Here is a 25508-nt window from a genome sequence, read left to right on the forward strand (position 1 = left end):
CTCTGATTTTAGTACCGAAATGACAAAAGGGTTGGAAATCGTTACGATTTCCAACCCTTTTGTCTACAGTCTGAGAAAAAGTGCATTTCTGCACTTTTTCTAATTAGGAAATTCTTGAACGGAGATAAGCATTGATAAATGGATCTAATTCCCCATCCATGACGGAACTGACATTTCCCGTTTCTTCGTTGGTTCGGTGGTCTTTCACCATTGAGTATGGATGGAAAACGTAGGAGCGGATTTGACTGCCCCAACCGATTTCCTTTTGCTCACCACGGATATCAGCTAGACGTGCTTCCTCTTCTTCTACCTTGATTTGATAAATTTTTGCTTTCAATAAATTCATCGCGCGTTCGCGGTTCTTGATCTGCGAACGTTCCGTCTGACACGTGACGATTGCGCCTGTTGGGATGTGCGTCATCCGTACAGCAGAATCTGTCGTGTTGACGTGCTGTCCACCGGCACCGCTTGAACGGTACGTATCGACCTTAATATCTTCTGTTTTAAGATCCAAATCGATATCGCCATCAAATTCTGGCATCACTTCGATGGATGAGAAGGAAGTATGACGTCTGCCTGAAGAGTCGAATGGTGAGATTCGGACTAATCGATGGACGCCTTTCTCCGCTTTTAAGTATCCATAAGCATTATGCCCTTTGATTCCAAGTGTCACAGATTTCACGCCTGCTTCATCACCTGCTTGATAATCAAGTGTTTCGACTTTAAAGCCATGATGTTCAGCCCAGCGAGTATACATGCGAAGCAACATCGATGCCCAGTCTTGAGATTCGGTACCGCCAGCGCCTGAATGTATTTCCAACACCGCATTGTTCTTATCGAATTCATCGCTCAATAGCATCTGCAGATCGAATTTATCCATTCGTCCTTTAAACTCTTTTAATTCGGAAACCAACTCTTCTTGCAGCTCTTCATCTGCTTCTTCACGCAGTAACTCCAACGTCATTTCTAAATTTTCTTGCGTGTCATTCAAATCGTTGTATTCGCCGACAATATCTTTTAATGCATTGGATTCTGAAATCACTTTTTGCGCAGCGTCTTGATCATCCCAAAACCCTGGCTCCATCATAATCTCATCTAACTCCTGCATCCGAGCCTCTTTGTTTTCTAAGTCAAAGAGACCCCCTAAAGTCCGCTAATTTCTTAGCTGTTTTGTCGAGCTCGTTCCGAACATCGGATAATTCCATCATAATTGTTTCCTCCTGAGTGATTGTTTCTAGTTACGCTTTGCCGTGACAGTTTTTATACTTTTTACCGCTACCACACGGACAAGGATCGTTGCGACCAATATTGACTGCACGTCGAACTGGTTTTTTACGAACCGGCTCTCCGCCTTCTTTCGGGTTGTTCGCTTGCCCTTTTGCTACTTCTTCTCGCTCCAAGTTGTTGCGGATTTCTGCCTTCATCACATACTTCGTCGCATCATTTTCGATAGACGTCAGCATATCCTCAAACATCGCAAACCCTTCTGCCTGGTACTCACGCAATGGGTCAGTCTGTCCATATGCACGTAAATGAATTCCGTTTCGAAGTTGATCCATCGCATCAATATGATCCATCCATTTCGTATCAATTGCGCGCAATAAAACCACTTTCTCGAATTCACGCATGCGTTCTTCGGACATTTCTTCTTCTTTCTCATTATAGCGCTCTATCACCAAATCGTGAATAAAGGATTGCAGCTCTTCAGGAGATTTCTCTTCCAAATCAGCAATCGTCACCCGATCTTCAGATAGTAGATTCGCTTCTAAATAATCTTTCATTCCTTTTGCATTGACGTGATTTTCTTCTGTATGAAGAGCGACCACACGTGCAATGACAGAGTCCAGCATTCCTTCTAAAACAGGACGAATATTATCGGAACTTAACACTTCATTACGCTCTTTATAGATGACTTCACGTTGCTGACGCAGCACATCATCGTACTGCAATAAACGTTTCCGAGCATCGAAGTTATTTCCTTCTACTCGTTTTTGAGCTGATTCCACAGAACGCGACACCATTTTGGATTGGATTGGCGTCGTATCATCCATACCGAGTTTCGTCATCATTGATTTCATTTGTTCCGAACCGAAGCGGCGCATCAACTCATCCTCGAGTGATAAATAAAACTGTGTCACCCCAGGGTCTCCTTGACGTCCGGAACGACCACGTAGCTGGTTATCGATACGTCTCGACTCATGTCGTTCTGTACCAATGACCGCAAGTCCTCCGACATCTTGAATATGATCGCCGAGTTTAATATCGGTACCACGACCCGCCATATTCGTCGCAATCGTGACCGCACCTTTTTTACCCGCGTCCAAGATAATTTGTGCTTCACTCTCATGGTTTTTGGCATTCAAAACGTTATGCGGAATTCCATATTTTTTCAAGAAATTCGAAATAATTTCTGACGTTTCAATCGCGACCGTACCAACCAACACGGGCTGTCCTTTTTCGTGGCGTTGTTTAATATCTTCTGCCACCGCTTTATACTTTCCATCCATTGAGGCATAGATTAAATCTGGACGGTCGTCACGCGCAATCGGTTTATTTGTTGGAATGGCAATGACATTCATATTGTAAATATTACGGAATTCTTCTTCCTCAGTTTTCGCTGTACCTGTCATACCGGCAAGCTTTTCATACATACGGAAATAGTTCTGGAATGTAATGGTCGCAAGTGTCATCGATTCGTTCTGAACTTCCAAGCCTTCCTTTGCTTCGATTGCTTGGTGTAAACCGTCACTATAACGACGACCTTTCATTAAACGACCGGTGAAGGAGTCAACAATGACAACCTCGCCTTCTTCCACAACATAGTCTACGTCATTATGCATACTGACATGCGCTTTTAATGACTGATTGATCGCATGATTCAACGTGACATGTTGCAGATCAAACAAGTTGTCAATACTGAACGCTTTCTCTGCTTTTTCAATACCTGCCTCTGTCAAAACGACACCTTTTGTCGATTCGTCAAATGAGTAGTCTTCCTCTTTTTTCAAAGTAATGACGAAGCGATTTGCCAAGCGGTACAACTCTTGAGCTTTCGCAGCTTGGCCCGAAATGATTAACGGTGTACGGGCTTCATCGACCAAAATAGAGTCAACTTCATCGATGACAGCGAAATGAAGTGGCCGCTGAACTTTATGCTCATTATATAGCACCATATTGTCGCGTAAATAATCAAAACCTAGTTCATTATTCGTACTATACGTCACATCAGCTTCATACGCTTCTCGTTTTTCTTCTTTGCCCATGCTGTTCAAGTTCAAGCCGACTGTCATCCCTAGAAATTCATACAATTGTCCCATTTCAGCAGCATCTCGGCTTGCTAAGTATTCGTTAACCGTCACGACATGAACGCCTTTTGACGTCAGAGCATTCAAATAAACGGCAAGTGTCGAAGTCAATGTCTTCCCTTCACCCGTTTTCATCTCCGCAATATTTCCTTCATTCAGTGCGGCTGCGCCCATGATCTGCACACGGAACGGGTAGAGCCCGAGCACACGACGAGCGGCTTCGCGAACGACGGCAAATGCTTCGACTTGCAAGTCTTCTACTGTTGCGCCTTCTTGATAGCGCGCTTTAAATTCATCTGTCTTGGCCATCAGTTGTTCATCAGAAAGCTGCTCCATTTGAGAAGCCAATGCTTCTACTTGATCAGCAATTTTTTCAAGACGCTTCAAGTCACGTTTATTCGGATCAAACATTTTATTCAATACGCCAAGCATTTATGTCACATCCTCATAACTTCATCAATCAGCAGGAATTCCCGCCAGTTGTTAGTTCTTTGCAATTTTCAATAAGACGGATTTGAGTCACACTCCATTTTAACACTGTAAAAAGCCTGGTGCAAATGGTCCGTCATATAAAAAAACAAGCCCAGCGTAGCTGAGCTTGTATACATCGCCATATTAGTTTGTTTCAATCAGACCGTAGCGGCCGTCTTTACGTTTGTAAACAATATGCGTGCCATCGGATTCTGCATCTGTGAAGATGAAGAAGTTGTGGCCCAGCATGTTCATTTGAAGGATGGCTTCTTCTTGATCCATTGGTTTCAAATCGAATTGCTTCGTGCGTACTACATCGAAGTCATTCTCGTCTTCAATTTGTTCTTCCGCGTTGTTGTTACCTTCAACCGCTTGGAAAAATGCGGCTATACCTTCACGCTCACGTGCTTTTCGGTTAACACGTGTTTTATATTTACGAATTTGACGCTCGAGCTTGTCGACGATCAAGTCTACAGCAGCATACATATCGTTGTGACGCTCCTCTGCACGAAGTGTCAAATTCTTCATTGGAATCGTTACTTCCACCTTTGTTTGCTTATCATTGTACACTTTCAAATTTACATGAGCTGTCGCGTTTGTACTTTCTGTAAAATAACGCTCCAGTTTATCAATTTTCTTTTCAACATACTCCCGAATTGCTGGAGTGACATCGATATTTTCACCGCGGATATTGAAGTCTAACATATGAACTCCTCCTTTAATTGAACCTTATTAGTATACTTCTTCATAGTACCCTTAAATACCTTCTACAAACTTGAGAAATTTGGTGAAATTCCTGGAATCTTTGTATAAATAGAAAATCAGTCACATCTAAGTTCTAATTCTCTACATCCTATCCCCGTAAATCGTTCAATGTACTACTTACTCTACATTTTTCCCCGCACGTGTGTACTGTTTCAATTCTTGCACGATTAGGTCATCTACTTGCTGTTCCTCGCCGAATTCGAACCCATATTGAAAGCCGCGTTCAAAAGCATGTTTCCAAACCACATGACCTATAATCTCAAACGGATGCTGATAGAGAGTGAACTCCAGTTGTAGGTCGAGCTTTTGGGATTGAAGAGGTAGATCAAGAAATGTAAAAAACTTCACGCCACCTGTACTGATATCCAATAATTCGCATTCCCCTTCATTGGACAATGTTTTGTCTTTATTTTGTAACTGAATCCGAAATCTCGCGGGAAGATGTGGATTGAATTCGTATCTAAAGTAATCATGCCGATTGTAGCGCATTCTGGTTTCTCCTTTCTTTCAAACCGGATATGTAAAAAACCGAAAGAGAGACACTCTCTTCCGGTCTTCATTGCTTTGTATCATAATAGGCACCGTCTTGAATCATCTTGCCATACGGGTTTACATAGCTATTGATATTTTCTTTTTTTGATTGGGCTTCTGAAATATTCATGCGTATTTCTTTCGTAAAGCGAGAGAGAGATACTTGCACTTCTTTTTCAAGTTCCATCAATTCTTGACCAGCCTCTTCTTCTTCAGGTGAGAAAGGCTTAGCGATATGTGCTTGTAGCTTGTCGCGATCATCTAGCAACTGCTCAATCTGTAAAATCACGTCATCTCGCTGTGATTCTTCCACTTGTTTCGTCAGTGCTATTAATTTTAGTGACCGTTCACGCCAAGCCGTCATGGCAGGACGGATCATATCTCGCTCACATTGGCATATTGTTTTTGACGGTTCACTTGGATGACCTGCTTCCACGTATCGCGGAATTCAGTTATAATGCCTGCTGCTTCATCGAACAAAGCTGGGTCATTTTTGATATTGCCATCGATTAGACGACTGTTGACAAACTCATACAGCACTAACATATTCTTCGCAACCGGATAAGATGTATCCAACGTCAACATCAATTCTGTCACAATGGCTTGCGCTTTTTGGATTGCTATATTCTTTTCTTCAAGTTTACCTTGTTCCAATGCTTTTTTCCCCTGTTGAATAAACTTGAGGCATCCGTTGTAAAGCATCAATGTCAATTCGCCAGGCGTAGAAGTCGTCACCGAGTTGTTTTGATATGCTGCATAAGGATTGTTACTAGCCATTTTAAGTCATTCTCCTTTTTTTCTTACAAAGTTTCATTACATTCCGCCGCCAAACGATTGCATTAACTGTGCAGATTGTGCATTTGCTCGCTGGATAGCGTTCTCCATTGCATTGAACTGTTTCCAATAACGAGTTTCCATCATTTGCAATTTATATTCGAACCGTTCGATTTGTTTGTCAAAGTTTTTTAAGGAACGTCCTAATGCGAAGGTGTCGTTGACTGCTGTAGATGTGCCTGCTTTTTCTGTAATACTCTTTTGAGCGGTTTGTATCTCTTTTCGATAATCCTGTGCAATACCAGAGTTTTTAGGATTTTCTTTATCTTCTCGTCCGATTAGATCATATACAGCGTTTGGATTTTCAGCTATCTTTTCACGCAATTTATCCTCATTGATAGTTAACTTTCCATTATCTGAATAGCTTTTAGAAGGCTCAATTCCCAAGTCTTTAAGACTCATTTTGATCTTATTTCCATCCTTATCCGTTGTTTCCACAACCTTCGTCATGATAGAACGAAGATTTGTAAGCATACTAGAGATAGCGGGATCATTCCGTAACGTACCACTTTTCGCCTTTTCTTCCCACAGCTCGATTTCTTTTTCTTTCATATCTTTTTTCTGTTCGTCTGAAAGAGGGGGGAAATCTCTATAATTTTTCTCTTTAATTTTGCTGTTTAGATTCGCAATTAATTCATTGTAGTCATTTACGAATTGCGTAACTGTGTCTACTACTTTGTCTGAATCCGTAGACGAACTAAACGTAACTGGTGCATCAGTCTTCTGTTTTAACGTAACTTCGAATCCACTAATTTGAAATGTGTTGGATGTACGTTGTGTTTCAAGGCCGTTAAAAACAAATATAGCGTTCTCTCCATTATTGTTGGATTTAACACTTCCTTTTGTTTCAGCCTTATCTCCGGTAACAATAACTTCAGCGTCTATTTTCAAAGCTTTAGCTAAACTTCCACTAACCTCAATGTATCCCTCGCCACTCTCTTTTGCAGACATAGAAATTGTACCGGTATGTGAATCATAAAACGCGTTAACATTTCCATCTTTGTTAATTTTCTTTAAAGCCGACTCGATTGTGTCTTCAGCATCCAATTCGATCTTTACTTCTTCTTTGCCTGGCACTTTAATAATAATTTCTCCGCTTGACAGACCGTCACTTAATTCACTTAATTTAACTGTTTTAATTTCAGCATCTGTCAATTTATCTGTTTTACCATTAAGATGAATTTCTCCACCTTGCAAATTGGCTTGTTTAGCCAATTGCTTAACTTCTAACGTACCAGAAAAATCGCTTGAACCACTCACTGACCGAATACTTACTGCATTTTCATCCGAAACGTTCACATTCTTATACATATAATTTTTCTGCAATATCACATTATCTAACAACTTATCACTAAGCTTCCGTAAATCCAGATTCGTACTACGATAATCTTCCATCTGCCATGTAGTATATTGTTTCTTTTGTGTAATTTTATCAAGTGGGATCCGGTGCGCTTTCATCATATCCCTAATAATTGTTTCTGTATCCATTCCGGATGCTAAACCACCGATTCTCATATGCGTAACACCTCTTCGTTAAATTTTTCGATCCACTAATAATCCGACGAAATCTTTCATTGCTGCGTACATATCCATCAATTTTTTTGGTGGAATTTCACGTACGACTTCATCTGTCTTGGAATCTACAATTGTTACATAGTATTCATTTAGCTTATCATGAAATTTGAATCGTAGTTGGGTATTGACACTTTCCAAAAACTTATTCATGCCGTCGGTCAACTGCTGTGCTTCAGCCTTCGTTAGTTCTTTCTGTTCTTCAGGCGACGGTTGTTGCCTGAAGTCTTTAATTGGCTGGACTTCTGGTATTGCTCTTTCATTTTCAATGGACGCACTCTCATAAGTTGTCTGCACTGGTTGCGGCGTTGGTCCACTGCCTATTCGGCTTACCATACACGGAACCCCCCGTCTTCAAATCAACATTCGTTACTTATTCTATCGGTTTCAAACCATAGATGTTGAGCATTCCAAATGAAAAACTTCCACATCAGACTGTCTAGTTCCTATTTACGATGCACATCTATTAGTGCAACAGAATCTATAGGGTAGAATAATAAACCTAAATAAATTTATTATTTTCAAAATTACAACTAGTTTTATCCCACAATATTAACATCTATAGAAGCCAAAAGTATTGTATGATAGTGAACACATATACGAAAAAAGGAGCATGTGAAAAATGTTTCATTCCATTAAAACCAAGATGATTTTACTCGTTATTGTACTTGTCAGTGGAGGCGTTTTCACAATGACTGCCGTCAGCAGTTGGCTTGTTAAAGAACGTACCGAGAAAACTATTATCGAATCTAGCAGCACACTCTTAAATGAAATGAGCAGTGCCATCGAAGCAGATTTACTACAATATAGTAAAGGACTTGAGTTGCTGACTGATTCCGAGGAAATAAACGGTGCTACCGCGACGCAAGGACAAGCTGAATTGGTGAATGCACTTGATCATGTATTGTCCGTCTATCCGAATGTATCTAGTACCTACGTCTCCTTCACAACAAAAGAGACGACGATTCGTCCATATGTTGACTTGACAGGATTTGACCCTACCACACGTGAATGGTATCAAAATGCGGTAGGACAGCCAGACCAAGTACATTGGACAAAGCCCTATGTAGATGAAGCAACAGGGAATTTTGTCATTAGTGCTTCGAAGGCTGTGATGAATGAAGGAACACTTGTAGGCGCTTTGGGATTGGATATTCAATTATCTACCTTGACTTCTGACATTTCTGCTAGCGACATTCCTTATAAAGGCTATCCATTTATCTTGGACGCCGATGGAACAGCGATTGCACATCCTTCTTTAGTTGGCGAGAACTTAATGGAGCGGGATTATGTAGCCAAAATGTATCAACAAGAACAAGGTCATCACAATTTTAATCAAGATGGTACAGAAAAAGTGGATATGTTCACAACGATTCCTAACTTCGGTTGGAAACTCGGTGTAGTTTATGAGGAATCCAATATGCAAGCGTTAGCAGCAGGCTTGCGAAATGTCATGATCATGGCTGCAGTCATTACGTTGTCTATTCTGACCATTGTGCTATTTATCTTCATTAGCCGTGTATTGAAGCCAATTTTCCGCTTACAGGAAAAAGTACAAGATGTTGCGAACGGTGATTTGACTGTACGAAGCGGTATCCAATCAAATGATGAAATTGGTGGACTAGCCAAAGGGTTTGATCAGATGTTAGAACAGATGAATGGCTTAATCTCGACTGTTACGAACTCCGCATCCAATGTGCTCGCCAGTTCGCAAAACTTAAGTGCGATCTCTGAAGAAACAAATGCGACGAGTGAGGAAATCGCCCATTCATTACAAGAAATTACGACAGGCGCTTCCAAGTCAGCAGAAAATGCCGAAATCGTTACAACGCGTGCCGACTTGCTTAATCAGCAAATTAAAGAAGCTAATGAAACGGCTGCTGAAATGGCGAATCTTGCTTCAGAAGCGGTTTCATTTAACGCAGATGGACGCTCCCAAATGGGAATTCTGAAGCACTCTTTCCATGATTGGAACGAAGATCTTGAGCAGATGGGTGGCGTGATCGGTACGCTGGAAGAGAAAGTAAAAGCAATCAGTTCGGTCATAGACGCGATAACTGATATCTCTTCCCAAACTAATTTATTGGCGCTTAACGCAAGTATCGAAGCAGCTAGAGCCGGAGAGCATGGAAAAGGCTTTGCGGTTGTTGCCAATGAAGTCCGCCAACTCGCGGAACAATCTGCCCGTTCTGCAGAACAAGTACGTTTTACAATTCAGGAATTACAGGAAGGCACACAGCTTGTTACGCAGCAAATGACGGGAACAAGGGAAACATTCGAGCGTCAGAGTGGGGTTGTACAAGACACAGAAGGTATCTTCGAGCGAATTTCTAGTTTCATTAATGACATGCAAACGCGGATTCAAAGTGTCACAGAAGCCCTTCAAGAAATGGATATTCATAAAAACGATGTCTCTGATCAAATACAGAACTTACTAGCAACGACAGAGGAATCCGCTGCCGCTTGTGAAGAAGTTAATGCCTCCACTGCTGAACAATTACACGCCATCGGAAATGTGGCCGAAGCGGCAGAAACATTGACGCGGCTTAGTGAGGATTTGAGCTTGGCGGTTGAACGTTTTAAGGTGTAATGAAGAAGTAATTAGAAACAAGTGGAGCTGTCCTGAAAGTGAAATATCTTTCAGTGGCAGTTTTTTGCAGCTATGAGCGGTTGTGCGGGGGTTATGATCGCGTATGGAGTTTCTATGAGCGGCTGACAGGATCTTATGATCGCGCATGTGGTTTCTATGAGCGGTCGGGTGAGATTTCCGACCGAACACAACCAGCCAGACGAGCCGTTCACCGCATAGTACACCTTCTTAAAAACAGCCTATGATAAACAGAAATTTTCCTATCTATGCAAAAATAAGAGCCGCACGAAAAGTCAGATGAAAACGACTTTTCGGACAGGCTCACTTGTTTTTGATAAAGGTTAAGCCTGTTTTATGAGTAAAACCCAAGACAAAGAACATCACGTAAATTAACCACTTTACATCCTTAACTGCACGGCTTCCTCATGGGTTTCCTGAATATACGTAGCGATCTGTTCTTGCTCATTCGTCAGGTCCGTCAGCGTAGCGTTCATTTCCTCAATCGCTGCGGTACTTTCTTGGATAATTGATGCAAACTCTACCGTTCGCTCTGAGACGGCTTCACTACTTTCAGAAATGGTTTCGAAGTCTTTCATGAAAGCATGCAGTGCATGTTGCAATGTCGTCATCGTGCCGAACAGTTCAGTGAAAGATTGATTGGAGCTATCCGCAATTCTTACTTGTTCGGTAACTTGCTGTAATCCGTCTGCAAGTTTGCCAACAGATAATTGATTAAACGTATTTACTTCTGATAAATTCAAATCGATTTTCTTCAGCGTTTCATCGGTCAAACCTGCAAGTTTCCGAATCTCATCTGCTACCACTGCAAAGCCTTTTCCTTTCTCTCCCGCACGTGCAGCTTCGATACTAGCATTCAAAGCTAAAAGATTCGTCTGTTCCGTTATTTCCTTTATCGTACTGGCGAATGTATTGGTTTCCTTAATTTTATTGGACAAGATCGCAAATGTTTCATCCAACTCTTCAAAGAATTTGGAAAAACGGTCGATCTGCTGTTTTAATTCATGGATGCGATGTGTTCCTTCTTCGGCCTTCACTCCAGCCTCATCAGTACGTACTGCCAATTTACCCATTTGCTTAGAAATTCGTGTGACAGATGCATGGGTCGTTTCTGTACTCTCTGCGATATCCATAATATGATCGGCTTGATTTTGACTCGCACTGCTTACTTCATTAATTGCGGAAAGCATTTCTCTTTGTGAAGATACCGAAGTCTCAGAACTCACTTGAAGATGTGATAAATTATTGGTGATCTTCTCAACTGCCTGGTCCAGTTTTCGAGCTAACTGTTCTTCCTTCAGCATCTTCTCTGCTGTCAGTGCAGCATAATCTTCTACTTGTTTAAAATTACGAGCATTTTGACGAACGACTAAAAATAATACCATTCCACCTAAGAAATGAAGCAAAATCAAATTCTTGCCGCTTGCCGCCACTAACTCAGGATCTACAAAATACGCATTATTCAGTAGTAACGCGATCAAACTCAGCACATAACCAAATGCCATAATACTCATTTTGCCATGAATGCCCCCCAGCACGAGTAGCAAAATGATAATACCTAGAGAACCTAAATTAGCTTCTGAGAAATAAATTACACCGATTGCAATCGCGAAATTCATCAACAACAATAAGACCGGCAAGATTTTCGTAATTACTGACTGCTTAGTAAACAGAAAATAACAGAAAAACAGAGTAGCGAAAGCAAATGGAATGGCTACAGATAAAATGATCGCCATAGCAGACTGCTGAATGAATTGTGCGATCAAACCTAAACTAGCAGCTATTCCGAACCCCAACCCCATAATCTTATTCTTTTGTATCCAGTCATCCTGCTTTAGTTGTTCAATATTCACCATACATCCCCCTTTACTATATTGACATAATTACCAAAGTAGTATTATTACGGTATCATGAATGAATAGTCATTCATATGGGTTTTAATTCCCTATCTTACTTTATCAAAAACGACTTTACTTTTACCAGGGGGTCCTAAGTCTGATACACAACATAGACTAGCCCCCAATCGATCTGACATCTTTCGTAACCGCTGCATAGAATGAAATGGAAGTTAGAAAGGCGGTTGCTAATGACAATTATTCAAACAGATCAATGGCTACTAGAGTGTTATGAACGACCAATTGAACTTTGCAAAAAATTAACAAGCTATTTTAAAGACGCTTCTGCTGGGCAAATTTATCAGCATCTCACGTCTCATGGACTCTACAGCTACCCAACTTTATCAACAGTACAAATTGTTTCTGAGTTTCGACGAATAGATGTGTGGAAGATGGTACAGAAAGAAATACAGCTTCTTCAAAAAGAATGGCATGGTCCCAAAATCCCTATTTTTATCCTCCCAGCTCAGTCCACCAAATCTGGCCTAGCTTTTCATGATAAATTATTTATCTTTATCACAGCAGACTGTACTGCATCAGAAATCAAAGCGGTCGTTACCCATGAATACCACCACGTATGTAGACTTTCAAGAATCCGCAAGAATGAATCTGATTATACCCTACTCGACGTCATCATCATGGAAGGACTTGCAGAACATGCAGTCCGTGAACGACTTGGTCATGAACTAGTAGCAGAATGGACAAAATGGTATACGCCCAGCCAGCTGGATGAATTTTGGAAGACGTTGTTTTACCCGAACCGGCAGCTACCGAAATCTGCACATACCCACGGACATCTAGTGTACGGTACAGCCGGCAATCCACGCTTGGGTGGCTATGCTGTCGGCTACCATTTAATACATCGATACATGAAAGCTTCAGGTTTAGCAACTGCGGGATTACTAGGTATTTCTGCTGAACAAATAATGAAGGAGATGTCATGAGTCATGACACCTCCTCTTTTTTCACCTCACCAGAAGAACAAAGACAACAACGCAATTCCCGCAATGGCTCCTAACGCAATCCGGTAGCCTCCGCCATACCCGTAGCCACCATATCCTCCGAAACCATAGCCACCATAACCAAAACCACCTAACCCTCTATTCCCATTGATCGACTGGATCATCACATGGTTTCGATCGACGTTTCGAATGTATCCGCGATGAACACCTCCATCCCGAGTTTGAATCGTAACTGCCCTGCCTCGATACTGCTGACACATTTCATAATGTCTACAACCTGACATATTCTCACCTCCTTCCACATTCCTATCTACTAACGTATGCGCTTAAAATAGACAGGCTTGATGCATCCGTACATATAGGTTCCAAAATAAATATCATAATTTCTTCCGAGAAGCAAAGGCACTCTGAAAATCTTTGCATACGATAAGGGTAGTTCCACATTTGGAGGTGAAATAGCTATGGGTGAGGCAGTCGGAGGAGCAGGTTACGGCGGAGGCTTCGGTTTTGCAATGATCGTTGTTCTCTTTATCTTATTGATCATTGTAGGTGCAGGTTTTGCAGGGTATGGTTATTAATCGTTCCCTAATAATATAAAAGAGGAGGCGAAATGATGTTCGGATTTGGCGGATATGGATACGGAGGCTGCGGCGGCGGTGAAGTTGCAGGAGCTGGCTGTGGCGGTTACGGTGCAGGTCGCGGATTTGCGTTAATTGTAGTGTTATTCATCCTTCTTATTATTGTAGGCGCTGCTTGCTTATAAGTCCGAGAAGGAACCTTGAATAAGAAGGAAGCCCGTCGAGAACATTCGACGGGTTTTTATCATTTTCTCTACTATTTTTAATAAATAAAAGTGTTTTCTTGACGATAACAGACATATCACATACTACGCAGGAAGGACTGAGCTTCATATGTTCAGATCAATTAAAACAAAAATCATTCTGATCGTCATGATTCTTTTCATACTTGGAATATCTTTAATGACATTTATGACGAATGACCAGGCAAAGAAACAATCCATTGCGAACACTATTGACTCAAGCAATGCGATCGTCAATGAAATGAGTTTTGGGGTATTCAATTTTTTAGATAAGTACGAAACAGGCTTACAATTACTAGCAACGAAAGACGAGATCACTTCTTTTACGGGTGAAGACGGCAAAGAAGTTACCGTAAAAGAACTCGAATCAACTTTTGATGAGTTTTTATCCATCTACCCTGATTCATCGGCTGTCTATTATTCATTAGTGTCAAAATATTCCGTCATAAAACCAAATGTTGATTTAACAGGGTACGATCCGACCACTAGACCGTGGTATCAGCAAGCCGTAGAGAGCCCAGATGAAGTGCAGTGGACAGAGCCATATCAAGATCATACGACAAAGCAATTTGTCATCACTGCTTCAAAAGCGATTACAGTCAATGGCGAATTGGCTGGAGTCGTTGGTTTGGATATCGAACTGACAGCTTTAACAGACGCCATCACCAGCAGAGATATCGGCTTTGAAGGCTACCCTATTTTGCTTGATACACAAGGAGTGGCCATTTCCCATCCTACAAAGAGCGGAGAGAATTTGAGCACGCTGCCTTACTTCAAACAAATGTATGATCAGGATTCTAGCGTGATCAAATATACCGATGACAAAGGAATTGCTAAACGTAATATTTATACAACACTACCTGAATTTAACTGGAAAGTAGGCGCTGTCTATGAAGAGAATAAACTAAACGGTCTAGCTCATTCTCTACGAAATTCCATGCTAATCATCGCTATGATTACACTCATCATCACGTTTATTGGTCTGTTCTTTGCAATCAGTCGAATGATCAAGCCAATAGAAACGATCAAAGCATTAATGGCCAAGGTGTCGGCTGGTGATTTAACTGTCCGCTCAGAGATAAAAACAAAAGATGAAGTGGGAGAACTCGGCCAAGACTTCAACCAAATGGTGGAACATATGAACGAGATTATCACCGTCGTCCGCTCGTCTGCAGACGATGTGCGCATCAACTCAGAAAGTCTGAGTGCCGTATCCGAAGAGACGAATGCAGCGAGCACTGAAGTAGTGCAAGCAGTTGGTGAAATTGCAGAAGGTGCAGCCAAATCAGCAGAAGACGCAGAAATAGTCACGGAACGTACTGATTTGCTCGGTCATGAAATCAATGAAATTAGAGAAAAAGCAAGTACCATGTTAGAGATCGCAACGAAGACAGGTGTCCAAAACACAAATGGACAAGAACAAATGAACGCTCTAAAAAGTTCATTTACCACAACTGGAACTACATTAGAAACGATGACGTCAGATATACATTCTTTATCCGAAAAAGTACAAGCGATCGGTATCGTCATGGAAACGATCATGAATATTTCAAAACAAACGAATTTGTTGGCACTGAATGCAAGCATCGAAGCAGCTAGAGCCGGAGAACATGGAAAAGGATTCGCGGTAGTTGCGGATGAAGTCCGAACGCTTGCTGAACAATCTGCACAAGCAACAGATGATGTCAAAGTAACCATAGAAGAATTACAGGAAGATTCACGGATCGTTTCTCGTCAAATGAAAACCACGATTGAGACATTCCGCGACCAAGGAATGGTCGTCCAAGAAACGGAAAAGACCTTCCAGGAACTCTCCTCTCTAATGGAAGACATGCAAGAATCCATCCATACGGTGACAGAAGAAATTCAATTAATTGCAACGCATAAAGACGAAGTCACACTGACGATCCAGACGATGTCTGCCACCTCTGAAGAGACAGCGGCAGCTTGTGAAGAAGTGAGTGCTTCAACAGAAGAGCAGTTACGTGCGATTCAATCCGTCACAGACGCTGCAGAGATATTGACTGAACTGAGTGAAAAACTATCAGATGTAATTGAGCAATTTAAAGTGTAAACGAACGAAAAGAGGACCTGTCGAATGGACTGGTCCTCTTTTGTATTCATCATTTACGCCTTATTACACGCGTTAATAAATTGTTCAAATAGGCGTAGTGATGTGCGATCTTGACGATTGGCCAACGCTTCAGGATGCCATTGCACACTCATCACAAAACGATGTTCTGTACTTTCAAGTGCCTCGATGATCCCATCCTTCGCGACAGCCGTCACAACAAGGGGTGACGTAATTTGGTTAACCGCTTGATGGTGCAATGAATTCACTTGAATTTCAGAAGTTCCCGCAATTTCCGCTAGTTTACTATCATCGACTATATCAATAGAATGCGTTGCAAATTCTCGATCCGCCTGCTGCTTATGTTGAAGCAACTCACCCGGAATGTTGGAATAAATATGCTGATGGATGGTACCTCCAAACGCCACGTTCAATACTTGATGACCTCGACAAATTCCAAGCACCGGTTTGTCTTTTCCCGTCATGCATCTAGTCAGTTTTAATTCCATGTTATCGCGTTCAGGTGATAACTTGCCTAGCTTCTGATGTGGCTCTTCACCATAGACGAGCGGATTGACATCCTCTCCTCCCGTCAACAGCAAACCATCTAATCGCTCGCAAATTTCTTCGATATCTTCCAAGCCAGCTGGCAACACGACAGGCAAACCACCTGCTCGTAAAATCGCTCGGCTATAATTTGATTGCACTAATGTTTCTCCATTTTGATCCAAGTCTGATGTAATTCCAATCAGCGGCTTCATTTTTCATTCTCCTTTTTAAAGGCTATCTACAATATTTGCTCGGCCTTTTAATAAGTAATACACTATTTAACTTGTTACCCTGTTTTGAGAGAAGTAATCTAACCAGACGTTGCTGATAGTCCATTCTCCTATCAATATTTCACTTCTAGATCTCGATACTTTTCGACAAGCTTCCGTGATATAATAGATGTCACATTAAGAGAGGTGAAAACATTGAGCGAAACATTACTACGCGAAATCCTATCAGAAATTGGTGGAATGAAACAGGATATCTCCGGGATGAAACAAGATATTTCCGAGATGAAACAGGATATTTGCGAGATGAAACAGGATATTCAGTTCCTTAAGGATGAACAAGCCCAAATTAAACAAGCTGTCCTTGAAACAAATGAGCGCGTCAAATTATTGACAGATCGACAAGACAATCAACATGCCATCATCGATGTCCTCTCCTCACGTTCCATTGAGCATGAAGCACTACTAAAACGTGCACATTAATTTCTACTTTTTCTCTTTTTCGTGATAATCCCCAATTGTTGAAACCCATTATAGCGAAAAGCGTTCCGCCAATAAGGGGAACGCTTTTTACTAATGCAGTATTTACGCTATCGGGTATTTCATAGTTCTACTTTTTCATCTTTTCGAATTAAGGAAGAGACTAACGAAGATCTTTCATAAAGTGCATGCCGATTTTTTCTTTCCTCAATGATTTGTTTCAACATAGTGGTACGCTGGCACCTTCTTTCAATAGTGACTGATTAGAATGGTTACCGACGAATCATCTATCATGAAAAACTGTTTAGGTGGAGGAATTTTATTAGGTGAGGAGAGAGTGAAAGGTGCTTCGGTCTAACATTCATTTTGCACAAGCACACTTCAATTCAAATATTCATAGATCTTACAGGCCAGTTGGACATCAAACCATCTTTCGGGATCAGTGAGCTTGATATCCAAAAGTGTTTCAATACGTTTCAACCTGTAGTAAAGCGTATTCTGATGAATCATCAATTTTTCCGTAGTGAGTTTCAACGCTTTATTATTTGCCACGTATACAAGTAAAGTCTCTAAAAACTCTTGATTTGATTCGTCCATCAAGACACCTAAATGGTCAACCAAAAATAGTTCTAATTCATTGCGTTTCATGTCTAGCAATATTCGATTTACGCCACTTTCTGAAAACAAATGAACACGTGCATTCTTCTTCTTTTGCAACAAGACCAAGCTCTTTTCCGCATCATCAAACGACTTTTGAATATCACGAAAACTGTCGTATACTCTTCCTATTCCAATGAATATCGGCTTATTCATTTCGCATAAATATTCAGAAAACGTCGTCAATTTTTCAACTGCCCTCTCTTTCCCTTCCAATTCAGGAAAAGACATGAACGCAATGATCTGTTGATTTCGTTCGGTCACAATTCCCTTGATATAATGAAATTCTAGCGCCTCTTCAATCCACTGCATCCATTTCTCCCGTACATATCGTGAATCTTTCACAGCCGCCTGTTCTGAGTCACTACAAATGAGCGCCACATAGAAGTCACGCGGAAAGAGGCCTAAATTCTTCGCTTGTTCATCTAATTGGTTATCATAAACACCTAACAAAACCTTGTCGAACAACTCTCCATAAAACATTTGCTGTGCTTCCTTGATGGAATGTTGTTTAATCATTTCCAGCGACAACAACGAAGCACCATATTCTAGTAACATTCGATTCACTTGATGAACTTCTTCAACTTGCATAAAGGCCAATAGGAAGCCCATGACAGAATCAGATCCGACAATTGGTGTAATAATGATGGATACACCATTTTCACCAGTATATACTTGCCATTTTTTTGTAGCGATCACATACTGAACTTCTTTTGTTGAAATCATGCCTGGTGGAAGAGGGACCGAATGGGAGCCGTGTTGCGCAATCAAATTAAAGAGGCTATCATAAAGCGCGACAGGTACTTCGACATATTGTTGCAACGCAGTAACCATTTTCCCGATTCCTTTCTTTTGGTTGCTGAGCATCGTTAATTCATTATACAAATCAGCTGTCTTCTGTTGCTGGTCATGTTCTTTATGTAAAGCTTTCGTTGTTAATGCCAGCTCTTTTTCCAAGTGATTTGCTCTATCTATCAGCAGGTGATAGCGATACGTCATCGTAACGACAGAGGCGAACGCCTGAAGTTTCTTTAGCAAATCGTCTGGATATGGAGCGGATGGGTCATGACCGTTCATCGTCACTACCCCCATCGTTCCTTGACCATCCTTTAATGGAAGCGCCAACGTTTGATGAGGATATTCTGCTTGGATGGTTGACTGAATATAGTGTGACAAATTGAAAGGGGTCATTGTCCTCATGGCTTTCATGATGTCTTCCCTTGAAGTGAAAAATTGTGGCTCATTCGTTTCAAACGCCAGACCGGTAATTCCTTCGCCAGGTTTCAATTGCGTCTTGCGGTAATTCTCTTCCACATAGCCGATCGCATATTTCACGATCAGCTTGTTCGTTTTTTCGCTGAAAATGAACAAAAATCCTGTGTCAAACTGCACAAACGCACCGATCATCTCTTCAAGTACAGTCTTAAAAAAACAGTTCTCTCCCACCGCCTTCAAGATGTTGAATGTCGCATGATCAAGAACTTCGTATAAACTATTTTCAGTTACGTTGGTTTCAGAACTATTCACATCAGCACCCACTTTTTCGGTCTATGTCAGTCGAATACCTGCTTCAATCGTTTCTACCCACTCATCATAACGATCAATTAAAATATGCTTGTTTTTCAAGTATATCTGTTCTAATTCAAGTACCGGCTCTTTCGCATCATCCACTCTGAAATCCACATAAGGATAACCTTCCAACGCAACTACTTTGAGTATCGCGGACTGCTTCCCTCTTCGATCTCCTCCCAACTGATCGCCTTTCACCAATGCCGCCAGCAACTTATCTTGCAATTTCCCTTCTGTATGTTCGAATGCGTATGCCATTCCATCTAAGACATCTCTACTTGCTAAAAGATTACCTAAAATGGCATATTGATTGCCAATAATATGTCCTTTTTCCTCATCATTTTCGATTCCTGTATATACCGCACTGTTGCCAAAGCGATCCAAAATAGCTAATTGACGCAATTCCCGTCCCGGATCTCCATGAAGCAATGTGTTTAATGTTGCATTGGCAGTTTGGCCCGCGCTCAAATAGTGCATACCTTTCCCTCCAAGTGAAGGATTCACCCACCCTTGTGTTGCAATGATTCCTACATCTGCTTGAATTGCCGGGGAATGTGCGCCTACCGCTGGAAAACACGAGGCGATTGCAGCACCAAAATTTCCTGTGTCAGGACAACGAGCGATGATTGAATACGTCATATTAAACTCTCCTCCACTATGTGACACGCGACAAAATGTTCAGGTTCTACTTCTATAAGCTGTGGAACGATCTGTTTACAAATATCTTTTGCCAAAGGACAACGCGTGTGAAATTTACACCCAGCAGGCGGATTCATCGGGCTGGGGATATCTCCGTTCAATTTTATCTTTTCTCGTAAAAATGATGGATCGGGTATAGGAATGGCTGAGATGAGAGCTTGCGTATAAGGATGCAATGGGTTCTCATATAATCGATCACTCGTAGTTAATTCTACAATACTCCCAAGGTACATGACCGCGATCCGATCACTAATATATTCGATTACACTTAAATCATGGGCGATAAACAAATAGGTCAAGTCAAACTCATCCTGTAGATCTTTCATTAAATTGATAATTTGTGCTTGAATCGATACATCCAATGCAGCGACTGGTTCATCAGCGACAATGAATTTCGGGTTCAATGCGAGAGAACGAGCGATTCCGATCCGCTGACGCTGTCCACCGGAAAATTCATGTGGATATCGGGTCAAATAGTCTTTCGGAATTCCGACCGCATCTACTAGCTTTAGAAGTCTGTCTTTTCGATCTTTCACTTTGTACGTTCTTAGTGGTTCGCTGATCAGTTCTTCAACTGTCATCCGCGGATTCAGCGAGGCATAAGGATCTTGAAAAATCATCTGAAAATCCTGCCTCTTTGCGCGAAGCTCTTCCTTTGAAAGGTCCAGAATGTTATCACCCTCAAAAAACACTGACCCAGAAGTCGCTTCCATTAGTCGCAGAAGAAGACGTCCCGTAGTCGACTTTCCGCAGCCCGATTCTCCAACAATTCCTAGTGTCTCTCCCTTGTAGACAGAAAACGATAAGTCTTCCACTGCACGGATCGTTTCTTTATTTTTAGTAAAATATGATCCACCTAAACTAAAATGTTTCGTCAGATTTTCTACTCGAACAAGCTCCTCATGATTCGTTAGCATGTCTTTCCTCCTCTCCATAAAGATAACAGGCGACTTCATGTTCAGGACCGTCTTCTTGCAAATTAGGATGAACCACTTTGCATACATCCATAACAAACGGACACCGATCTGCAAACGCACAACCTGTAGACAAATGATGCAGATTAGGTGGCTGACCCGGAATAGGGGTCAATCGTGCTTTATCACCCAATTTCGGAAGAGAAGCCAACAGTCCTTTCGTATACGGATGCTTTGGCTCCGAAAACAAATCTTCCACAGGTGCTTTTTCCACAATCTTTCCCGCGTACATGACCGCTACTTGATCACATAATTCTGCAACTACTCCTAGATCATGAGTGATTAACATTATTCCAGCACCCGTTTCATCACGCAAATCACGAATTAACTCCAAAATTTGGGCTTGAATCGTCACATCAAGCGCAGTAGTCGGCTCATCCGCAATAAGAAGCTTTGGATTACCTGCAAGTGCCATAGCAATCACTCCACGTTGCCTCATGCCTCCGCTAAACTCGTGCGGATATTGTGTTGCTCGAACTTCCGCAGAAGGAATCCCTACTCGTTTGATCATTGCCACTGCTTTTTCCCAGGAGTTCTTCTTAGAACTCTTCTCATGAATAAATGGTACTTCCGCAATTTGATTCCCTACTGAATAGACTGGATTTAATGATGTCATCGGGTCTTGTGCAATCAAACTGATTTCTTTCCCTCTGATCTTCTGCATCTGTTTCTCTTTCAATTCAAGTAAGTTCTGACCTTCGAACAGTACTTCACCGGCCACTTTCTCACTTTTCCGATTACCCACTAGTCGTAGAATTGATTGAGAAGTCATGCTTTTACCCGATCCAGACTCTCCGACTATACCCAAAATCTGACCATATTCTATCGTAAAGGAGACATCGTCAACCGGTCTTACCACTCCTCTATCCGTACGAAAAGACGTGGTCAATGATTTCACTTCAAGTAGCGGCTTTTTCACATCAGGCATAGTAGCTGACCTCCCTTTTTTATCTTTCATTTTTCAACCTTGGATCAAGTGCATCACGTAATCCATCTCCCATAATATTGAAACTCAGTACCGCCAGCGTTATGGCAATCCCAGGAAAAATCGCCGTCCACCAAGAAATCTCCATCCAATCCTTCGCTTCACTCAACATGATCCCCCAAGATGGCGTATCAGGCGAAACACCCAATCCTAAGAAACTTAGTGCGGCTTCCGCCAAGATTGCAAATGCAAATGAAAGTGTTACTTGCACGATGAGCGGCGCTAATGAATTGGGTAAAATATGCCGCAACATAATTTGAAAAGAGTTGACCCCCATCGAACGCGCAGCCTCAATATATAATGAGTCTCGAATGTTAAGTACCGCCCCTCGAGCGATTCTAGCAAAAATCGGTGTATAGACAATTCCTATCGCAATCATCAGGTTCGTCAAACTTGGCCCTAAAATCGCCATAATGACCAACGCCAATAAAATATCTGGAAATGAAAACAAGACATCCGTTATCCTTGAGAGAATCTGGTCGATCTTCCCTCCAAAATAACCTGCAACAATTCCTATAATCGTTCCAAAGAACAACGAAAAACCAACCGCGATTAAACCTACTTTCAATGATATTTGCGTTCCATATAAAATTCTACTGAAAATATCACGTCCAAATTGGTCAGTTCCAAACCAATGCTCGCTATTCGGTGCTGTAAGTGTGCTGTTCGTATCCATGTAATACGGATCGAAAGGCACAATCCATTTCGCCAGTATCGCCACAACTAGAATGAGAGCGATGAACAAGAAGCCAACGAACGCAAAACGATTTTTCTTAAACCTTCTCCAAGTTTCTTTCAATTATCATCCCACCTCACCTTAACTGTATCTGATTTTCGGATTGATCAAGGCGTAAATAATATCCACTGCTAGATTAATCAATACAAAGGCACTCGCTATAAACAGCATGGCTCCTTGTAGCAAACTGTAATCACGGTTAGTGATAGCCTGCAAAGCCAGCTGACCGATTCCCGGCAATGAAAAGATTTGCTCAATAATGATAGAACCGCCCAATAAATATCCCGCTTGAATACCTAGCACTGTCACTACAGGTACAAGAGCATTTCGCAAGCCATGCTTCCAGATAAGACGGGAATTCGTGACCCCCTTCGCTTTTGCCATTTTCATATACTCCTCACCTAGCACTTCCAACATGGACGAGCGGGTCATTCTCATCGTGACGGCTCCAACTGAAGTACCTAGCGCAATACCCGGCATAATCATTGTTTTAAGATTCATCCAAATTCCGTCTGAGAGTGGCACGAAACCACTAGAGGGCAACCAACTTAAATGAAGGGAAAAATATAAGATCATCAATGTACCTAGCCAAAAATTCGGAACAGAAATGCCGAACATACCAAAAAAGCTCGCACCATAATCGACCGGTGTATTCCGTTTCAAAGCCGCAATCGTTCCTAGTGGTATCGCAATCAACAAAGCAAAAAGAATACTAATCACAGTGAGTTCTAACGTTATAGGAAGACGATTGATAAGTATTTCTATAACCGGCTCATTTGTAAGCGAAGAGATGCCTAGATCTCCTTTTAAAACACTCATGATCCAAATTCCATATTGAACGAGTAATGACTGATCCAAGCCATACTTTTGCCGTAAAATTTCAGCCTGAGCTTCATTATAATTTGTTCCTAACATAGCCGTTACCGTATCTCCCGGTACCAATCTCACCATAAAAAAAGCAAGTACAGATATCCCAAACAGCACTGGGATTGCAATGAGTAAACGACGTAAGATATATGCAAACAAATAGACACCTCCTTATGTAAAAAGGGGTGATTTTTATTCACCCCTATACTAGTTATCAGCGATCGATCCATGTATTTTCTAATGATTTAGTGGAGACTGTTGGATTCACATCAAAACCATGTACCCCCTTTTGTATTGCAGAGGCATGCTGATTAGCGTACAAGAATACCATGGGAGCTTCGTCAACAATAATGGACTGAGCTTTTTTATAAATTTCAAAACGTTCATCTTGATCCGCCGTTTCTCTACCTTCTTCCAATAAACGGTCAACTTCTGGATTAGAGTAGCCTTGTTGATTCCACACTTCCTCTGTATGGAAAATGTTATACAGGAATTCATCTGGATCTACAAATCCAACCCATCCGACAATGGACATCTCGAAATCTTTCTTACCTAGCGCATCAAAGAAGATACTGTCCTCCTGTTGTAGTATTTCCACATCGATTCCGATTGGCTGCAATTGCTGTTTGACCACTTGTGCGGCATCCACTTGTGCTTTGTTCTGTCCGACCTTCAATGTTATATTGAAACCATCCTCATATCCGGCTTCCTTCAATAAAGATTTAGCCTTTTCAATATCTGATTTCGAGTATGTGTCTAACTTTGCATCTGCCCAGTGACCTTCAGGTATCGGACCTCCCGTCAAAATCGTCGCTTGTCCAAACTTCACCGACTTATTCATCGCTTCCCGATCAATTGCAGTCGCAATTGCCTGTCTCACAGCTTTCTCTTTCAACGGTCCAGCTGTCACATTTAACCCTATATATTCCCAATAAGTTCCTGTTACAGGCTCAACTGTTAGATCCTCTGATTTTGAAAGCAATTGAATATCTTTTGGTGATAACTGTAAAATAATATCAATCTCTTTATTTCGGATCGCAGTCGTTCTTGAGGTCTCATCAGGTACAGCTTTCCAAGTGACTTGATCTAAATACGGCAATCCTTCTTTAAAATAATCCGTAAATTTATCAAGTACCATCTCTTGGTCCTTCTTCCAATGCACCAATTGGAATGGACCACTTCCCGCATCTGCATTATCCAATTTTCCACCATTCTCCTCTACGACTGTTTGATTGACAATCGCATTCATCGGATAAGCAAGAAACGTCAAAAATGGAGCGACCGGCTTTTTCAAGTTGACAATCACAGTTTTGTCATCAGGTGTTTCAATTGACTCTACATCTTCAAACTGAGGCGCACGAACGAGTTGTTCCACAATCCGTTCAATTGAATATTTCACGTCTTTAGACGTCAAGTCATCTCCATTATGGAACTTCACTCCTTCATGAAGCGTGAACGTGTACACTTTTCCATCTTCCGAAATCTCATATTCTTCTACCAGATCACCTTCAATTTCACCATACGTTCCTTCTTTGTATTTAAAAAGCGTATTGTACATATTTTCTATATAATGCATCGATTGCGCATTGGTTTCACTATGTGGGTCCAACCCTTGCGCATCATTCAAATCCACTATCGTTAATTTTCCACCTTCAATTGGCTCTCCGGTGCTTTCCAACTGATCATTCGGATTTGGCTTCTCCTCATTTTCAGACGTAGATCCCTGATTCCCAGAACACGCCGCTAACAACAATAATAAAACAACCCCAAACAAGCCGACTAGCCTCTTCATATAAACCCACTCCTTTTTCAAATTATCTAACTATTTTTAGTTTAATTGACGAAAGCACTAAATAATATAGAGTTTCTTCCAAAAGTAAGCGTTAACATTTTGTAAGATCTTCTAACTTCAACTGAAGTCTAGTAGTTTA

23 protein-coding genes and 1 pseudogene are annotated in these 25508 nt (G+C 41.4%); 6 read left to right on the plus strand and 18 right to left on the minus strand.

What is annotated here, in order from left to right; translation table 11 throughout:
• Positions 1 to 103 precede the first annotated feature (103 nt).
• From prfB to flaG, 8 genes are all read right to left on the minus strand, one after another.
• A protein-coding gene (gene prfB, locus GD002_RS10715) for a peptide chain release factor 2 (RefSeq protein WP_153732450.1) occupies positions 104 to 1205 on the minus strand; the annotation gives its coding sequence in 2 pieces (ribosomal slippage) (positions 104 to 1132 and positions 1134 to 1205; 1101 coding nt in all).
• A gap of 33 nt (positions 1206 to 1238) precedes the next feature.
• A complete protein-coding gene (gene secA / locus GD002_RS10720; RefSeq protein WP_153732359.1) occupies positions 1239 to 3737 on the minus strand; it encodes a preprotein translocase subunit SecA in 2499 nt (832 codons plus the stop codon).
• Between the two features lie 183 nt (positions 3738 to 3920).
• Entirely contained in the window at positions 3921 to 4481 is a 561-nt protein-coding gene (gene hpf / locus GD002_RS10725; protein WP_153732360.1) for a ribosome hibernation-promoting factor, HPF/YfiA family, read from the minus strand.
• Between the two features lie 177 nt (positions 4482 to 4658).
• A complete protein-coding gene (locus GD002_RS10730; RefSeq protein WP_153732361.1) occupies positions 4659 to 5030 on the minus strand; it encodes a PilZ domain-containing protein in 372 nt (123 codons plus the stop codon).
• A 67-nt stretch (positions 5031 to 5097) separates the two neighbouring features.
• Positions 5098 to 5451: a hypothetical protein gene (locus GD002_RS10735; protein WP_153732362.1), complete on the minus strand. Its 354-nt coding sequence runs from the start codon at positions 5449 to 5451 to the stop codon at positions 5098 to 5100.
• The gene (gene fliS, locus GD002_RS10740; RefSeq protein ID WP_153732363.1) at positions 5448 to 5849 is read right to left on the minus strand and encodes a flagellar export chaperone FliS; all 402 of its coding nucleotides are present in this window, start codon (positions 5847 to 5849) and stop codon (positions 5448 to 5450) included. The genes GD002_RS10735 and fliS overlap by 4 nt, the downstream gene beginning before the upstream one ends.
• A gap of 36 nt (positions 5850 to 5885) precedes the next feature.
• Positions 5886 to 7421 carry a flagellar filament capping protein FliD gene (gene fliD / locus GD002_RS10745; protein ID WP_153732364.1) on the minus strand — a complete coding sequence of 512 codons (1536 nt, stop codon included), beginning with the start codon at positions 7419 to 7421 and terminating at the stop codon, positions 5886 to 5888.
• Positions 7422 to 7439: 18 nt separating this feature from the next.
• Complete coding sequence (flaG, locus tag GD002_RS10750; protein ID WP_153732365.1) at positions 7440 to 7814, minus strand: flagellar protein FlaG; 375 nt, start codon at positions 7812 to 7814, stop codon at positions 7440 to 7442.
• 286 nt (positions 7815 to 8100) lie between these two features.
• On the opposite strand from flaG, the gene GD002_RS10755 reads away from it, so the two are divergent.
• Positions 8101 to 10068: a methyl-accepting chemotaxis protein gene (locus GD002_RS10755; protein ID WP_153732366.1), complete on the plus strand. Its 1968-nt coding sequence runs from the start codon at positions 8101 to 8103 to the stop codon at positions 10066 to 10068.
• A 398-nt stretch (positions 10069 to 10466) separates the two neighbouring features.
• Here GD002_RS10755 and GD002_RS10760 read toward each other — a convergent pair whose 3' ends face one another.
• A complete protein-coding gene (locus GD002_RS10760; protein WP_194841563.1) occupies positions 10467 to 11939 on the minus strand; it encodes a methyl-accepting chemotaxis protein in 1473 nt (490 codons plus the stop codon).
• Positions 11940 to 12172: 233 nt separating this feature from the next.
• Between GD002_RS10760 and GD002_RS10765 the strand changes: the two genes are divergently transcribed.
• A complete protein-coding gene (locus tag GD002_RS10765; protein WP_194841564.1) occupies positions 12173 to 12925 on the plus strand; it encodes a DUF2268 domain-containing protein in 753 nt (250 codons plus the stop codon).
• 26 nt (positions 12926 to 12951) lie between these two features.
• Here the strand turns inward: GD002_RS10765 and GD002_RS10770 are convergent, their stop codons facing one another.
• Entirely contained in the window at positions 12952 to 13227 is a 276-nt protein-coding gene (locus GD002_RS10770; RefSeq protein WP_153732369.1) for a DUF2642 domain-containing protein, read from the minus strand.
• Positions 13228 to 13404: 177 nt separating this feature from the next.
• Here GD002_RS10770 and GD002_RS10775 point away from each other — a divergent pair, with 177 nt between their 5' ends.
• The 3 genes and pseudogenes from GD002_RS10775 (at position 13405) to GD002_RS10785 (ending at position 15837) form a co-directional block, all read left to right on the plus strand.
• Positions 13405 to 13521 carry a YjcZ family sporulation protein gene (locus GD002_RS10775; protein WP_153732370.1) on the plus strand — a complete coding sequence of 39 codons (117 nt, stop codon included), beginning with the start codon at positions 13405 to 13407 and terminating at the stop codon, positions 13519 to 13521.
• Between the two features lie 101 nt (positions 13522 to 13622).
• Positions 13623 to 13706, plus strand: a pseudogene (locus tag GD002_RS18175) (YjcZ family sporulation protein); the annotation flags it as partial.
• 148 nt (positions 13707 to 13854) lie between these two features.
• A complete protein-coding gene (locus tag GD002_RS10785) occupies positions 13855 to 15837 on the plus strand; it encodes a methyl-accepting chemotaxis protein (protein WP_153732372.1) in 1983 nt (660 codons plus the stop codon).
• A gap of 53 nt (positions 15838 to 15890) precedes the next feature.
• On the opposite strand, the gene GD002_RS10790 is transcribed toward GD002_RS10785, so the two are convergent.
• Entirely contained in the window at positions 15891 to 16595 is a 705-nt protein-coding gene (locus tag GD002_RS10790; RefSeq protein ID WP_153732373.1) for a gamma-glutamyl-gamma-aminobutyrate hydrolase family protein, read from the minus strand.
• 213 nt (positions 16596 to 16808) lie between these two features.
• Here GD002_RS10790 and GD002_RS10795 point away from each other — a divergent pair, with 213 nt between their 5' ends.
• A complete protein-coding gene (locus tag GD002_RS10795; protein WP_153732374.1) occupies positions 16809 to 17093 on the plus strand; it encodes a hypothetical protein in 285 nt (94 codons plus the stop codon).
• Between the two features lie 378 nt (positions 17094 to 17471).
• On the opposite strand, the gene GD002_RS10800 is transcribed toward GD002_RS10795, so the two are convergent.
• From GD002_RS10800 to GD002_RS10830, 7 genes are read right to left on the minus strand one after another with little or no spacing between them, the layout of a single operon-like run.
• A complete protein-coding gene (locus GD002_RS10800) occupies positions 17472 to 19274 on the minus strand; it encodes a helix-turn-helix domain-containing protein (RefSeq protein ID WP_153732375.1) in 1803 nt (600 codons plus the stop codon).
• Positions 19275 to 19295: 21 nt separating this feature from the next.
• Positions 19296 to 19955: a DUF1028 domain-containing protein gene (locus GD002_RS10805; RefSeq protein ID WP_153732376.1), complete on the minus strand. Its 660-nt coding sequence runs from the start codon at positions 19953 to 19955 to the stop codon at positions 19296 to 19298.
• A complete protein-coding gene (locus tag GD002_RS10810; protein WP_153732377.1) occupies positions 19952 to 20932 on the minus strand; it encodes an ABC transporter ATP-binding protein in 981 nt (326 codons plus the stop codon). The genes GD002_RS10805 and GD002_RS10810 overlap by 4 nt, the downstream gene beginning before the upstream one ends.
• Positions 20916 to 21917: an ABC transporter ATP-binding protein gene (locus GD002_RS10815; protein ID WP_153732378.1), complete on the minus strand. Its 1002-nt coding sequence runs from the start codon at positions 21915 to 21917 to the stop codon at positions 20916 to 20918. Before GD002_RS10815 ends, GD002_RS10810 begins: the two co-directional genes overlap by 17 nt.
• A 19-nt stretch (positions 21918 to 21936) precedes the next feature.
• Positions 21937 to 22773 carry an ABC transporter permease gene (locus tag GD002_RS10820; protein ID WP_153732379.1) on the minus strand — a complete coding sequence of 279 codons (837 nt, stop codon included), beginning with the start codon at positions 22771 to 22773 and terminating at the stop codon, positions 21937 to 21939.
• A gap of 18 nt (positions 22774 to 22791) precedes the next feature.
• Positions 22792 to 23736, minus strand: coding sequence for an ABC transporter permease (locus GD002_RS10825; RefSeq protein WP_153732380.1), 945 nt, complete (start codon positions 23734 to 23736; stop codon positions 22792 to 22794).
• Between the two features lie 55 nt (positions 23737 to 23791).
• Complete coding sequence (locus GD002_RS10830; RefSeq protein WP_153732381.1) at positions 23792 to 25369, minus strand: ABC transporter substrate-binding protein; 1578 nt, start codon at positions 25367 to 25369, stop codon at positions 23792 to 23794.
• Positions 25370 to 25508 lie beyond the last annotated feature (139 nt).

Source organism: Sporosarcina obsidiansis, from assembly GCF_009651005.1.
Taxonomy (GTDB): Bacteria; Bacillota; Bacilli; order Bacillales_A; family Planococcaceae; genus Sporosarcina; species Sporosarcina obsidiansis.